The organism is Vibrio sp. 1402, from assembly GCF_033340275.1.
Map to the genome: position 1 here is coordinate 38,206 of NZ_JAWOWE010000009.1, position 13,991 is coordinate 52,196.

The following is a 13,991-nucleotide window of genomic DNA, read 5'->3' on the forward strand; positions in this document are numbered from 1 at the left end:
ACCAAATCTAAGCAACTCAATCACTTTGGGCGAAAGAATCCCCGCTGAATTGCGTAGAAATTGATTCGTTTAGTTGAGGTTTTTTTAACCTACATGTTCATAATGACATCACATTGTTACGGTGAAATTACATTTCGACAAAACTTTTTTATGCAGCCTGTCGCAAAATTTTATCAAGTACACGGGTTGGTAATAGTCTTTTCAAGACTGCGAATAATTTAGTCGGTGTAGTAATTCGATAACGAATTTTCGGTGAAACGCTAGTTAATGCATGAAGAACTGGTGCGATGCACGACTCTGCAGGCAAAACAAATCGATTATTAGACTTGTCGTTGTTGAGTCGCTCTCTTTGTCCTTCATAAGCATGACGATGGGGGCTAGATTCAATATCAACCCACTTCTCAAAGGCTCGTAATGCATTGTTTCTAAATTGAGTTTCGATCGGTCCTGGTTCTATCAATGCCACTTTGATATTCGTATCCGCAAGCTCTAGCCTGAGCGTATCTGTCCAGCCTTCTAAGGCAAATTTTGATGCATTATAGGCACCACGGTATTTCATTGCGGCAAAACCAAGAACAGAGCTGTTTTGTATGATGCGTCCTTCGCCTTGCTGGCGCATATGAGGAAGCACCTCTCTGACCAACTGGTGCCAACCAAAAAAGTTGGTCTGAAATTGATCTTGAAGAGCCTCGGTGGGTAAGTCTTCCAGTGCTCCGGGCTGACCATAGGCACCATTATTGAACACTGCGTAAAGCTTACCTTCTGCTAACTCTAGCGCTTGCTTCACGCCCGAAGAAATGCTTTCTGGGCTATTTAGGTCTAGATTGATGCAGGTTAGCCCTTCATTAATTAGGCGCTGGACATCTTGTTCTTTCCTACAAGATGCAATGACATTAAATCCCTTGTTTTGTAGGGCGTGAGCGCACACGTAACCGATGCCGGTTGAACAACCCGTAATAAGAATCGACTTTTTCATAATTTAATTTAAGACTCAGAAACATTGATTGGAGCCATCATTCATCAGCTCCGGTCATGAAGCAAGTGCTTGAGTGCTGGCTCTATTCTGGAGTAGCTAAATTTAAAGCCCAGTTCGGTGAGTTTTTTGGGTTTGGCTCTCATGCTATCAAACAACAAGCAGGAAGATTCTCCCATTAGGAGTTCCATCGCCCATTTAGGCGTGAACAAGATATGCGGACGTTTTAGCGTTTTAGCTAGTGTGCCGCTGAATATACGATTAGTCACAGGATGGGGGGCGCACATATTGAATGCACCGTGGGCATGTGGTGTTTCAAGCAAGTACATGATAGCGCGGATCATATCTAGGATGTGAATCCAAGGCATGTACTGATTACCGTTCCCAAGTGGGCCGCCTACGCCAAGCTTGTAAGGTAATAGCATCTTTGCTAACGCACCACCATTAAGGCCGAGTACCACGCCAGTTCTCATTAGACAAACCCGAGTTTGCTCCGACTCTGCGCGCTTGGCTATTTGCTCCCACTTTGCACAAACCTCGTGAGGAAAGTCGTCGCGATTAACATGTAAGCACTCATCAAACGGATGGTCTTGTTGATCACCATAGTAGCCAACTGCCGAGCCACTAATAAAAACAGAGGGAGGTTCGGTGCTTGCGTGGATCAGCTCAACAATTTGCTCGGTAATTTTCCAACGACTTTTGCAGATTTTTTCTTTTTGCTCGCTGGTCCACCTTTTATCCGCAATAGGCTCACCTGCAAGATTAATGACGGCATCAACGTGATTGAGATCGGCGAACGACTCGAGCGAGTCAAGGTATTCGATATTACCCAGATCAGCATGCTGTAGGCGTTGTTTTGCTCGCTCTGGAGAGCGTGTAAGTAGCATAACCTGGTGAGTTGATAGCAGCTTGAGCAACTCCGAGCCAATAAACCCAGTGCCACCTGTGAGTAATATCTTCATGTTATCTCTTTGAATGTACACGTATTAGAACATTATAGTCGCTTTGTGCTTAGCTTGATCATCTCAACACCATTATTTCTGGGATAGTGACAAGCTGGCAGAGATACTATTAACTTCACATATTAGAAAATATGTAACTAAATGTTATAGATGGCGCTAGTGCATTCACGGTAGAAGAGTGAAATCTATGCCAGACTAGAAGTTATCGCTCATTGGAACGAGCGTAATCAGTTTGCACAATCAAGGAGGATAGGCATGGAAGCATTTGTTGCGCTTTTTCGAGCGCTCCTCAATAGTGCTCGTGACTTATTACCCATCATCATTGTTATCACTTTTTTCCAATTAGTCGTTTTGCAAGAGCCGCTGCCCAACCTGGTCTCCATTCTTTTTGGCTTGTTGCTTGTCGTTTTAGGATTAACCTTTTTTATCTTTGGCCTAGAACTTGGTCTTTTTCCTATCGGAGAGAGTATGGCTCAAGCCTTTGCAAAAAAAGGCAGTGTGTTTTGGTTATTAGTCTTTGCGTTTTGTTTGGGGTTTGGCACCACGATAGCTGAACCTGCATTGACCGCGGTAGCGGAAGAAGCCTCAGAAGTTGCGGCAGAGGGCGGAATGATCGCTAACTCAGAGCAGTCCATGCAGGATTACGGAGAAGGACTTCGAGTAACAGTAGCTCTCTCTGTGGGGATAGCCATCGTTATCGGCGTTTTGCGTATCTTAAAAGGGTGGCCGATTCATTACATGATCATTGGTGGCTATGTAGGCGTTGTAATACTGACGTGGTTTGCACCTGAAGCCATTATTGGCGTCGCTTACGATTCCGGAGGTGTAACCACGTCCACCATAACAGTACCTTTGGTCACTGCACTGGGCGTCGGTTTAGCGTCTTCTATTAAAGGGCGCAACCCTATGGTGGATGGCTTTGGTTTAATCGCTTTTGCCTCGCTGTTACCGATGATGTTTGTGATGGTTTACGGAATGGTCGTAACATGATTTCAATTGATCATTTCCTAGACACTTTATTATCGACCGTTCGAGACGTCGTTCCCATCGCCAGCATTATTTTTGGTTTTCAGTTAGCGGTGTTAAGGCGTCCTGTTAGCAACCTTAAGAAAGTTTTGCTTGGGTTCGTTTATGTGATTCTCGGGCTAGCTCTTTTTTTACTTGGATTAGAAATGGCATTGTTTCCACTTGGGGAGACGATGGCTGTGCAATTAACGGCGCCGGAGTTTTTACAAGAGTTCAAAGTATCGGTAGGGAAAGCCTTAATGTGGGTCGACTATTATTGGGTTTACACCTTCGCCTTTTTTATAGGCTTTAGTACCACGATTGCAGAGCCTTCTTTAATCGCTGTAGCGATAAAAGCAAACCAAGTCTCTGGAGGCAGTATCAGTATTAACGGCTTGCGCGTAGCCGTTGCGTTTGGGGTGGCAATTGGTATTGCATTAGGTAGTTACCGGATTGTCGTGGGCGATCCCATTCATTATTACATCATCGCGGGTTACATCGTCGTTGTGATTCAAACGTTTTACGCTCCTAAGCTTATTGTTCCACTCGCCTACGATTCTGGAGGCGTAACAACTTCTACCGTCACTGTCCCACTTGTAACTGCATTAGGGTTAGGGCTTGCTTCGACCGTCCCTGGAAGAAACCCAATGATTGATGGCTTTGGCTTGATCGCGTTTGCCAGTCTATTTCCTATGATCTCTGTGATGGGCTATGCGCAAATAACCCAGTGGCTGAATAAAAACGTCTCGGAGGAAGAAGAAAATGCGCTTTAAATTGATACTTGCGTTTGTTGAAGACAGCAAAACAGACAAGGTGTTGGACGCTGCACGCGATGCTGGTGCGACCGGTGCTACAGTGATTAACAATGCTCGCGGGCAAGGTTTAAATCAAAAGCGAACGTTTTTTGGTTTAACGCTAGAAGTGCAAAAAGATGTGCTGCTGTTTGTAGTCGAGGAACATCTTTCTCGACACATATTAGAGACCATTAATGAGGTTGGTGAATTCGACAGAGAGTCGGGGCAGGGCATTGCTATTCAGATCGATATTGAAGATGCAGTCGGTGTCGCGCATCAAGTAGAAACGTTGACCAAAGTGGTTGAGGATGAGTTATGAGCAGTCAAACGATAATTAGAGTTCGAGATGTAATGGCGGCTACTTATGTCATGGTTGATGGGCTAATGACAGTTTATGAAGGCATAACGCTAGCGAAAAAATACCAAGTCAAAGCACTGGTGGTGAAAAAGCGAGATGATAATGATGAATATGGCATCGTGTTGATGAATGATATCGCCAAAAAGGTGCTGGCGAATAATCGTTCTCCTCAGCGCACAAATATTTATGAAATCATGACCAAGCCCGCTTTGTGTGTCGAACCAGATATGAACGTAAAATATTGTGCACGTTTGTTTGAGCGATTTGGCATAAGCAGAGCGCCGGTCATTGAAAGTGGCGAGGTCATTGGGATGGTGAGTTATAACAATATTGTTATCAACGGTATGGTGCGAGAAGAAGTGTAATAGGTTGATATAAATGAAAAATCAACGAATTTTTTCTCAAGTCAGCGACTGTTACAAAGAACTAAAATATTTAATATATGTTAGGTTGCATATGTGTTAATTCACCATTATTCTTTGCGCCCTAAGCCTAATGTCGAGGAATCTGTATCATGCCTTTAGTCTCTTGCCCCGTGTGTGAGAAACAAATCTCAAAACGCGCTCATGCATGTCCAGGATGCGGAGAGCCCGATCCGCTGCACCATCTAGCCAAATCAAAATTTATGTCGATGGTGTTTTGGATACTGGTGTTGGTTGGAACAGCGTATGCAGCATGGTTCTATGTTTTGCCTATGGTCATTGAATCATTGCGCTATCAGTAGTATTCAAACCGTCGTAGGTTGAGCTGCTAAAAAAATGCCGTAGAATGACCTCATACTTTTTGAGGAGACGATGTCGTGAAACTATTTTTTGCCTCAGACCTGCATGGCTCTTTGCCAGCAACTAAAGAAACCATTGATCTATTTTTGGCCTCTGGTGCGCACCACCTGATTTTGCTAGGAGATACGCTAAACCATGGGCCGCGAAACCCTATTCCAGAAGGCTACAACCCTCCACAGGTAGCAGACTTATTGAACCAATACAGTGATCAAATTATTTCTGTACGTGGCAACTGTGATAGTGAAGTGGACCAAATGCTATTAAAGTTTCCAATGATGATGGATTACTCATGGGTGCTACTTGAATCTGGCAAGAGAATCTTTTTGACTCATGGTCACTTGTACAACTCTGAAAAACGGCCGCCACTGCGTGAAGGTGATATTATCGCCCACGGTCATACACATGTTCCCGTCGCAGAGATGCAAGACGGAGCCATTATATTCAACCCAGGCTCGATGACATTCCCACGTAATGGCTTACCGAGAAGCTTTGGTACTCTAGAAGACAATAAGCTAACGGTAAAAACGCCAGAAGGCGAAGTATTAGCACAAACCATGATTTAACGGTTTTACTAAGTAAAAAAATAGGGAGCGAATTGCTCCCTATTTTGTGTCTGAATGTCCTAAATCGCGTTCTGGGTCGATAATGTCTCTAACGCGCTGTTTTAGCACCTTGGCTTCAGGAAAGCCGCTGTCTTTTTTCCGTTCCCAAATTTGCTGGCCATTACAGAAAATTTCGAAGCGACCACCTGTGTCTGGGTGTAAGCTGATTGTTTCTATTTCTTCACTAAAAGTATGCAGTAATTCTTGCGATAGCCAAGTTGAACGCAACATCCAGTTGCACTGGCGGCAGTAATAAATATCAATGATTGCTTTATCCATGAAACTTTCCTTTTAATCTTTTTAAACCAGCAACTTGATGCCCACCGCAAACGTGAGAATTTCGAATGCAACTTTAATCACTCTGTTACTGTATCGAGTCGCGGCCCATGCGCCTAAACTGCCGCCTAGAAAAGAGCTTAACAATAAAACAGGTAACCAAGCCCAGTGAATAGGCGCCCCTGCCTGTACGACGGCAATGCCTCCAATGCCATTCCAAAACAGGCCGACACAAATCATGGTGTAAGCAACGGCTTGTTTGTAGTCGTAACCAAACCAGCGCACCAAAAATAGTGTCACGAGCAAACCAGAACCTGCGGTAAGAGATCCGTTAATGATGCCGATAAACAGTAAGCCAATTCCACCAATAACCCAACCAATAGGATGACGGTTGCGTATTACTTCAGCTTGGCCTAGCGATGTCTTAAGTCGCGAGTAGATACCCAGCGCTAGGATCATCGTGCCGAGCATCTTTTCCGCGATACCATCAGGGATCTGTACAATTAAGTTAGCCCCTAAAATCACGCCAATACTGCCGGACAAGATAAGGTAGAGCGCGACTTTCCATTTAATAGTGCCTGATCTTAAATGCGTGCTTGCTGCGCCTAAGCCTAAAGCGACCGAAGCCACCTTATGTGTGCCTAGCGCAACGGAGAACGGTAAGCCGAGAAAGATGAGTAAAGGGAATTGAAGCAAGCCTGCTCCGCCACCGGAAAGTGAAGCCAGCGTGTTGGCGATTAGTGAACCGAAAAAGAGAGTAGTGGTATCTAGCCAATCCATAAGCAAAACAAAGGGGGCGTCTTGCCCCCTTATCATCCAATCAAAATTAGTTTTTAAACAGTACCGAAGAACCGTGGTTCAAGCTAGTGAGCAATAGTGTTTTTTCGTTCACGACGTCAATACGACGACTTTGCTCTGCATCTAGCTTAAAAATTTGAGTAATTAAACGTAGCTGTGCTTCGGAAAAGTCTTTTGATTGAGAAGATGAAATATCTTTAAACTCCGAAGGCGAGACCAACAAATAGTTGTCACTTACTTCCCAGCGGCCTTTTTCCGAGATATTTATCGTTGATTCTGCGGTTGAACCTTGAGCGAATAGTTTTATATTTGCTACGCGAATATAGTCACCATTAGGGAGATATTTCACGTTTGATTCAACATTAACTCGGCGTAGTGGGCCGACAGTATCGTCAGGCAAGCTGTCTGTAATGACTGTCACCATGGTCGACTGCCATTCGTTTGCTGTGAGGAGCTGCTCCACTTTTAGGTCACTTCCCCAATACAACCAACTACTGAAAAGAACGGATACGGCCAAAACCGCAGATGCTAATTTAATCTTCATATTGGCCTCCTTTATTTGCAGATGTCTGTTGGATCGTTTTGACCTGCGAAAATACGCAGTGTTACGTTCTCGTAAGAGTGGTTACTGTCATGAATGTAGTTCAGAATCAGCTGGTTATTTTGTCCACCAGTGGCAATCACTTCTACTGGCAACGAGTCTTCTGCATGGTGCTTCACGTAGCGCTCAATGCATTGCTCTATTGAAGGCAACCAGTTGTTGATTTGAGGGTGATTTACAGGTGTCATCACTGGTACATTTTGATACTCACCAATTTGACGGAATTGGGATTCCGCAGGGTTCGTGAATAACAATACGCAAACAGGAAGCAGCAGAGACAAAAAGATAATGACACGCGGTAGCCAGTTAATCGTGTTAGATGCTGGCTTCGGCTGAGTTTTAGTCGGCTCTACTTGAGGCTCAATATCAGCAGTAGTATCGGTCACTACCTCTGTCGGTGGCATATCGCTCGCTTCTAACTCCACTGCTGGCGCTTCTTGTTCAGAAGCGGTTTCTTCAGCGTCAGTGTTAGAGTCAGTAGAAAATGGGCTCAAGCGTTCCACTGAACAAATGAGTTGGTAGCCACGTTTAGGTACCGTTTTAACAAACTCTGGAGATTTTGTTGAATCCTTCAACATCTTACGCAGAGTAGAAATCGCTTGAGTCAGGCTTGAGTCATCCACCTCAAAACCTTGCTCACGCCAAACAAACTCGTGAAGCTCGTTACGGGTTAAAACTTCGTTTGGTCTCTCTGCCAACATCAGAAGTATACGGCTTTCGTTGCTTCCTAATCGTACAACGTCGTTGCCGTTTTGTTGGTCAGCGAGCGAATTACTATTTGGATCAAAGGTGAACCTTTGAGCAAGTAGAAATTTGGTGCCAATGTTAGTCATTTAGTTCTTCTTAGATGGATGATGTTGTAATTATGGTGATTTATGTCACAAAATTACCGGGGCGCTTGGAGTGCGCACGACATTTTAGATGCTTTTAGACGGGTAGGATAATTAAAATTTTCTAAAAAAACACCGTTTTTAGCAATATTGACCTTGAATTTACATTTGTCAGCCACATGTTAAATGACATCTCGGTAAGGTGATTTCAAGGGGAAAGTCACAAACTTGTCCCTATGAAAAAGCCAATTAGTTTAGATGTTATGGAGCACACATGAGCGAAACCGTATCTCAAAATAAAGAAACTCGTGGTTTTCAATCAGAAGTAAAACAACTACTGCACTTAATGATCCATTCTCTTTATTCAAATAAAGAGATCTTTTTGCGCGAGCTGATCTCTAACGCATCAGATGCATCAGACAAACTGCGCTTTCAGGCGTTATCTAACCCAGATCTATACGAAGGTAATGCAGACCTTTGCGTGAAACTGTCGTTTGATGAAAGCGCAAATACCTTAACCATTTCTGATAACGGTATCGGTATGAGCCGTGATGATGTGATTGAGCACTTAGGAACAATCGCAAAATCTGGTACAGCTGAGTTTTTCTCAAAGCTATCTGAAGAGCAGAGCAAAGACTCTCAGCTTATTGGTCAGTTTGGTGTTGGTTTCTACTCGGCATTTATCGTAGCTGACGCCGTTACCGTGCGCACTCGCGCTGCGGGTCTAGCCGCTGATGAAGCGGTACAATGGCACTCAGCGGGTGAAGGTGAGTACACCATCGAAAACATTACCAAAGAGTCACGTGGTACCGACATCATTCTTCATATGCGTGAAGAGGGTAAAGAGTTTTTGAATGAGTGGCGTCTACGTGACGTTATCAGTAAGTACTCTGATCACATCGGCATTCCTGTTTCAATCCAAACTGTCGTTCGTGATGACGAAGGCAAGGAAACAGATGAGAAGAAGTGGGAGCAAATCAACAAAGCCCAAGCACTGTGGACGCGTAACAAATCTGATATTTCAGAAGAAGAGTATCAAGAGTTCTACAAACACGTATCACATGACTTTGCCGATCCCTTGGTCTGGAGTCATAACCGTGTAGAAGGTAAAAACGACTACACGAGCTTACTATACATCCCATCGAAAGCACCTTGGGATATGATGAACCGCGACCACAAATCAGGCTTGAAACTGTACGTACAGCGCGTATTCATTATGGACGATGCAGAGCAATTTATGCCGTCATACTTACGCTTCGTACGTGGTTTAATAGACTCAAACGATTTACCGCTAAACGTATCGCGTGAGATTTTACAAGACAATAAAGTGACTCAGTCTCTACGTAATGCTTGTACTAAGCGCGTGCTAACGATGCTCGAGCGTATGGCCAAGAATGACGAAGAGAAATACCAATCATTCTGGAAAGAGTTTGGTCTTGTGATGAAAGAGGGCCCTGCGGAGGACTTTGCAAACAAAGAGAAAGTTGCAGGTTTATTGCGCTTTGCTTCAACTGAAGTGGATTCTTCTGAGCAAACTGTGGGCTTGGCGTCTTACGTTGAGCGCATGAAAGAAGGTCAAGATAAGATCTACTACTTGACGGCAGACAGCTATGCAGCTGCGAAAAACAGCCCTCACTTAGAACAGTTCAAAGCGAAAGGCATTGAAGTTATCTTGATGTACGACCGCATTGATGAGTGGCTGATGAACTACTTAACTGAGTTTGATGGTAAACAGTTCCAGTCAATCACTAAGGCTGGGCTTGATCTAAGTCAGTTTGAAGATGAAGCAGAAAAAGAGAAGCAAAAAGAAACCGAAGAAGAGTTTAAGTCGGTTGTAGAGCGCACGAAGTCTTACCTAGGCGATCGTGTGAAAGAAGTTCGTACGACCTTCAAACTCGCATCCACGCCTGCTGTTGTGGTAACGGACGATTACGAAATGGGCACTCAAATGGCGAAGCTTCTTGCGGCAGCTGGTCAAGCTGTGCCGGAAGTGAAATACATCTTTGAGCTAAACCCTGAGCACGAATTGGTTAAGCGTATGGCTGACGAAGCCGATGAAGAAGCGTTTGGTCGCTGGGTTGAAGTTCTGCTTGGTCAGGCAATGCTAGCGGAGCGAGGCTCTATTGAGGATCCAACAGAGTTCTTAGGAGCCGTTAATCAACTTTTGACTAAGGTGTAATAACCTCTGCAAATCAAAAAGCTCGCATTTCGCGAGCTTTTTGTTTGTTGTCGCAAAATTTTGCATCTCAAGTGCTGAGTTAATAATCAATAGGGCGTGAAAGAGGGTACTGTTAACATTCTTTAGTCTTAATACACTCTTTGCTCAGAGAACCTGTGATAGAATCTGCGACTTGAATGTGAGTAATAAGGCGTGTATTTTTGCTCGCCTATATACGTTATACCGAAACTTATCGTTGCAGGTGCTTCTCAGGTTTGATGTCTAAGAGGTCAGCTATTGTGAGCTTCGGTATAAATCTTAAATATTAAAGAGGATAAATCATGCGCATCATTCTTCTAGGTGCTCCAGGTGCAGGTAAAGGCACACAAGCAAACTTCATCATGGAAAAATACGGTATTCCACAAATCTCTACTGGTGATATGCTTCGTGCTGCTATCAAAGCAGGTACAGAGCTTGGTAAACAAGCTAAAGCTGTTATTGACGCTGGTCAGCTAGTTTCTGATGAAATCATCCTTGGTCTTATCAAAGAGCGTATCGCTCAAGAAGACTGTGCAAACGGTTTCCTACTAGATGGTTTCCCACGTACTATCCCTCAAGCTGACGGCCTAAAAGAAATGGGCGTAGACGTAGACTACGTTATCGAATTTGACGTTGCAGACGATGTAATTGTTGAGCGTATGGCTGGTCGTCGTGCTCACCTTCCTTCTGGTCGTACTTACCACGTGGTTTACAACCCGCCTAAAGTGGAAGGTAAAGATGATGTAACTGGTGAAGATCTTGTTGTTCGTGATGACGACAAAGAAGAAACAGTACGTGCTCGTCTAGGTGTTTACCACGAGCAAACTGCGCCGCTAATCAACTACTACGGCAAAGAAGCTGAAGCAGGCAAGACTAAGTACCTTAAGTTTGATGGTACTAAGCAAGTAGCTGAAGTTAGTGCGGATATCGAGAAAGCACTATCTTAATTTGCTGAAGTCAAAAATTTAATATTTTGATATATTGAAAGCGGCCCAAGTGGTCGCTTTTTTTAGTTTACTCGTAAACATATATCTAATTAACTTCAGCTCGGCTATTCGTTACTTCGAGGTTACTTAAATATATGAACCAAGCCGTTTACCATGAATAGGATGTTATGAAAGAGAATAATAAACAGGGTGTACTCCTAGTTAACCTGGGAACTCCTGACGCACCAACCGCTCCTGCCGTAAAGCGCTTTTTAAGTCAGTTTCTTCATGATCACCGAGTGGTAGACATGACTCGATGGCTTTGGTGTCCACTATTGCACGGCGTTATCCTTCCTATCCGAGCTCCTAAAGTTGCCAAACTCTATCAATCAGTATGGATGGAAGAGGGCTCGCCGTTGATGGTGTACTCTAAACGCCAAACTGAAAAGTTAGCACAAAAGCTTGATATACCTGTAGAGCTTGGTATGACGTATGGTAACCCAAGTTTACAATCAGGCTTTGAAGCCCTATTGGCGCAAGGCGTTGATGAAGTCATTGTTTTACCTTTGTATCCGCAATACTCGGGCACAACAACGGCAGCGGTTTCTGACGGAATCACTAAAGCATTTAAAAACCTGCCGGTGATGCCAGGCTTTAGCTTTATTCGTGATTATTACAATCACCCGAAATATATTGAAGCGTTAGCGCATTCAGTTCGTGAACATTGGCAAAAGAATGGCCAGGGAGATTACCTGCTGTGTTCTTATCATGGTATTCCAAAACGCTATGCTGACAATGGTGATGTTTACCCACAGCATTGTGAAGAGACGACTCGCTTGCTTGGGAAAGCGTTAGGTTTAAGCGAACAACAAATTGGCATGACGTATCAGTCCCGATTTGGGAGAGAAGAGTGGCTTCAACCTTATACCGATAAGACCCTAGAGGCACTTCCTGCAAAGGGTGTGAAAAATATTAATGTTGTGACCCCTGCATTTTCTTCAGATTGTTTAGAGACGTTGGAAGAGATCTCGGAAGAGTGTAAAGAGATTTTCCTTGAAGCAGGTGGTGAAAACTTTACCTACATCCCTTGTTTGAACGATAGTGAACTTCATATCGAGATGATGGTTGAGTTAGTTCAATCTAAACTTTAGATACAAAAAAGGGTCGCAATAGCGACCCTTTCTACGTTTAGTTGAGCGATCAAGCAACTTGTACTTGCTGCTCTTCTACTTGCTCTGCCGTGCTGTGCGTATTTTCAGCGCCATGCATCCAGCGAACGAGTGTATTAGAGAATAGGAGCAAAATTACGCCACTTACGGTTGCGCTGACCGCAATACCACTAAAGATAGCCATAGCGCCTAACTCGCCTACGTGAGAACCCACATAGCCCGCAACATAGTTAGCAATCGCATTACAGCCAAACCATGCACCCATCATAAGTGAAGCTAAGCGAAGCGGTGCTAATTTAGTCACCAATGAAAGACCAATTGGTGATAAACACAGCTCGCCTAATGTGTGGAAGAAGAAAGCGCCGACCAACCATAACATCGATGTTTTTACTGTTGTATCTCCACCTTGTTCTAGCACTGCGCCAACCATACAAAGGAAACCAATCGCCAAGAAAAATAGTGCCATCGCAAATTTCACTGGCGAAGTAGGTTCACGTTTACCCAATTTTACCCAAAGGACAGCCAGAACTGGCGCTAGAGTAATAATGAAAAATGGGTTTAGTGATTGGAACCACGCAGCAGGAACTTCGAAACCACCAATCATGCGATCAGTATATTGTTGAGTGTAGATGTTCATCAGACCACCAGCTTGTTCAAAGCCTGCCCAGAAGACAATAGTGAATAAGCTCATGACCAGAATTACTTTTAGTCGATTCACTTCTTCTTTGGTGAGTGGCTGCTTCGTGGTGGCGTTTTTGTTGTTTAGATCTCGTTTCGCCGCTGGTTCGCGACCAATATCACCAAGCCATGATTGAGCCAGTACCATTTGCATCACTAGGCTAACCAGCATACCCACACCAGCGGCAACAAAGCCAGCTTTCCAACCGTAAGAGGTTGTCACAGAGCCAGAAACGACGCCGGCAAGTAATGCACCTAAGTTGATACCCATATAAAAGATAGTGAATGCGCCGTCACGACGGTTGTCACCTTCTTGATAAAGGTCGCCAACCATGGTTGAGATATTTGGCTTAAAGAGACCGTTACCAGTGATAAGTAGGCCAAGACCTAAATAGAAACTGTGTAGCGAACCAATACCTAAAGCATCAGCAGGAAGTGCAAGAGTAAACTGGCCGATGGCCATTAACGCGCCACCAAGCAAAATTGAGCGACGTTGACCTAAATAGTTATCTGCTAGGTAACCACCGATAAGAGGCGTGATATACACAAGCCCTGTGTATATGCCGTATAGGTCTAATGCGTCTTTGGTTGACCAGCCAAGGCCGCCATTCATTGTTGTATCAGTAAGGTAAAGCACGAGAATGGCACGCATTGCGTAGTAAGAAAAGCGTTCCCACAGTTCTGTACCGAACAATAAGAACAGGCCACGTGGATGACCAAAATATTGATGTTGGTTTGACATAAGCTCTTCTAATAATAGTTATTACATTTTTTAACGACTTCTACGTATACAATGCAATTCAACGAGTGACAAATAATAAAATTTTGCCATTCAACTATTTTTGTTTGTTAAGTGGCTGTTTTTGATTGGATTTGCAGATTATATGATGGTGTATTGGTTGTGTTACAAACTTAATTTCCATTTTTGCCTATGGACTTCTTTGTCGTAAGTTGCTGAAAAATGTCGTTAATGCGAGCGATGTATAATCATACTTTTATAGATAAACTGAATATCAATGACTCAACTTTGGCTTAATGCT

The 13,991-nt window shown here is 43.8% G+C and carries 16 protein-coding genes; 9 read left to right on the plus strand and 7 right to left on the minus strand.

From position 1 onward, the window contains the following. Positions 1 to 148 precede the first annotated feature (148 nt). Together R7044_RS16675 and R7044_RS16680 are read right to left on the minus strand one after the other, a co-directional pair. The gene (locus R7044_RS16675) at positions 149 to 976 is read right to left on the minus strand and encodes an SDR family oxidoreductase (protein WP_025766996.1); all 828 of its coding nucleotides are present in this window, start codon (positions 974 to 976) and stop codon (positions 149 to 151) included. Between the two features lie 44 nt (positions 977 to 1,020). Continuing rightward, positions 1,021 to 1,935, minus strand: coding sequence for a TIGR01777 family oxidoreductase (locus tag R7044_RS16680; protein WP_205390754.1), 915 nt, complete (start codon positions 1,933 to 1,935; stop codon positions 1,021 to 1,023). Positions 1,936 to 2,190: 255 nt separating this feature from the next. Here R7044_RS16680 and R7044_RS16685 point away from each other — a divergent pair, with 255 nt between their 5' ends. From R7044_RS16685 to yfcE, 6 genes are all read left to right on the plus strand, one after another. Next, the gene (locus R7044_RS16685; RefSeq protein ID WP_005382077.1) at positions 2,191 to 2,925 is read left to right on the plus strand and encodes a DUF1538 domain-containing protein; all 735 of its coding nucleotides are present in this window, start codon (positions 2,191 to 2,193) and stop codon (positions 2,923 to 2,925) included. Next, on the plus strand, positions 2,922 to 3,713 hold the full coding sequence (locus R7044_RS16690; RefSeq protein ID WP_205390755.1) for a DUF1538 domain-containing protein: 792 nt from the start codon (positions 2,922 to 2,924) through the stop codon (positions 3,711 to 3,713). Before R7044_RS16685 ends, R7044_RS16690 begins: the two co-directional genes overlap by 4 nt. Beyond that, a complete protein-coding gene (locus tag R7044_RS16695) occupies positions 3,703 to 4,053 on the plus strand; it encodes a P-II family nitrogen regulator (protein ID WP_005382084.1) in 351 nt (116 codons plus the stop codon). Before R7044_RS16690 ends, R7044_RS16695 begins: the two co-directional genes overlap by 11 nt. Then, positions 4,050 to 4,457 carry a CBS domain-containing protein gene (locus tag R7044_RS16700; RefSeq protein WP_031781352.1) on the plus strand — a complete coding sequence of 136 codons (408 nt, stop codon included), beginning with the start codon at positions 4,050 to 4,052 and terminating at the stop codon, positions 4,455 to 4,457. The genes R7044_RS16695 and R7044_RS16700 overlap by 4 nt, the downstream gene beginning before the upstream one ends. 149 nt (positions 4,458 to 4,606) lie before the next feature. Beyond that, entirely contained in the window at positions 4,607 to 4,816 is a 210-nt protein-coding gene (locus R7044_RS16705; protein WP_005382086.1) for a hypothetical protein, read from the plus strand. Positions 4,817 to 4,891: 75 nt separating this feature from the next. Beyond that, positions 4,892 to 5,437, plus strand: a complete 546-nt coding sequence (gene yfcE / locus R7044_RS16710) for a phosphodiesterase (RefSeq protein ID WP_005389637.1) — start codon at positions 4,892 to 4,894, stop codon at positions 5,435 to 5,437. 39 nt (positions 5,438 to 5,476) lie between these two features. Here the strand turns inward: yfcE and R7044_RS16715 are convergent, their stop codons facing one another. From R7044_RS16715 to R7044_RS16730, 4 genes are read right to left on the minus strand one after another with little or no spacing between them, the layout of a single operon-like run. Further along, complete coding sequence (locus tag R7044_RS16715; protein WP_005382088.1) at positions 5,477 to 5,755, minus strand: SelT/SelW/SelH family protein; 279 nt, start codon at positions 5,753 to 5,755, stop codon at positions 5,477 to 5,479. A 21-nt stretch (positions 5,756 to 5,776) separates the two neighbouring features. Beyond that, on the minus strand, positions 5,777 to 6,532 hold the full coding sequence (locus tag R7044_RS16720; RefSeq protein WP_017819959.1) for a sulfite exporter TauE/SafE family protein: 756 nt from the start codon (positions 6,530 to 6,532) through the stop codon (positions 5,777 to 5,779). A gap of 46 nt (positions 6,533 to 6,578) precedes the next feature. Next, positions 6,579 to 7,094: a transmembrane regulator ToxS gene (gene toxS, locus R7044_RS16725; protein WP_005382091.1), complete on the minus strand. Its 516-nt coding sequence runs from the start codon at positions 7,092 to 7,094 to the stop codon at positions 6,579 to 6,581. An 11-nt stretch (positions 7,095 to 7,105) separates the two neighbouring features. Further along, positions 7,106 to 7,984: a transcriptional regulator gene (locus tag R7044_RS16730; RefSeq protein ID WP_205390756.1), complete on the minus strand. Its 879-nt coding sequence runs from the start codon at positions 7,982 to 7,984 to the stop codon at positions 7,106 to 7,108. Between the two features lie 271 nt (positions 7,985 to 8,255). Between R7044_RS16730 and htpG the strand changes: the two genes are divergently transcribed. From htpG to hemH, 3 genes are all read left to right on the plus strand, one after another. Then, positions 8,256 to 10,160 carry a molecular chaperone HtpG gene (gene htpG, locus R7044_RS16735; protein ID WP_017819957.1) on the plus strand — a complete coding sequence of 635 codons (1,905 nt, stop codon included), beginning with the start codon at positions 8,256 to 8,258 and terminating at the stop codon, positions 10,158 to 10,160. Between the two features lie 320 nt (positions 10,161 to 10,480). Next, on the plus strand, positions 10,481 to 11,125 hold the full coding sequence (adk, locus tag R7044_RS16740) for an adenylate kinase (RefSeq protein ID WP_005382094.1): 645 nt from the start codon (positions 10,481 to 10,483) through the stop codon (positions 11,123 to 11,125). Between the two features lie 167 nt (positions 11,126 to 11,292). Beyond that, on the plus strand, positions 11,293 to 12,255 hold the full coding sequence (gene hemH / locus R7044_RS16745) for a ferrochelatase (RefSeq protein WP_064353706.1): 963 nt from the start codon (positions 11,293 to 11,295) through the stop codon (positions 12,253 to 12,255). Between the two features lie 49 nt (positions 12,256 to 12,304). Here hemH and R7044_RS16750 read toward each other — a convergent pair whose 3' ends face one another. Next, positions 12,305 to 13,693 (minus strand): peptide MFS transporter, encoded by a 1,389-nt coding sequence (locus tag R7044_RS16750; RefSeq protein ID WP_005382097.1) that lies wholly within the window; start codon positions 13,691 to 13,693, stop codon positions 12,305 to 12,307. Positions 13,694 to 13,991 lie beyond the last annotated feature (298 nt).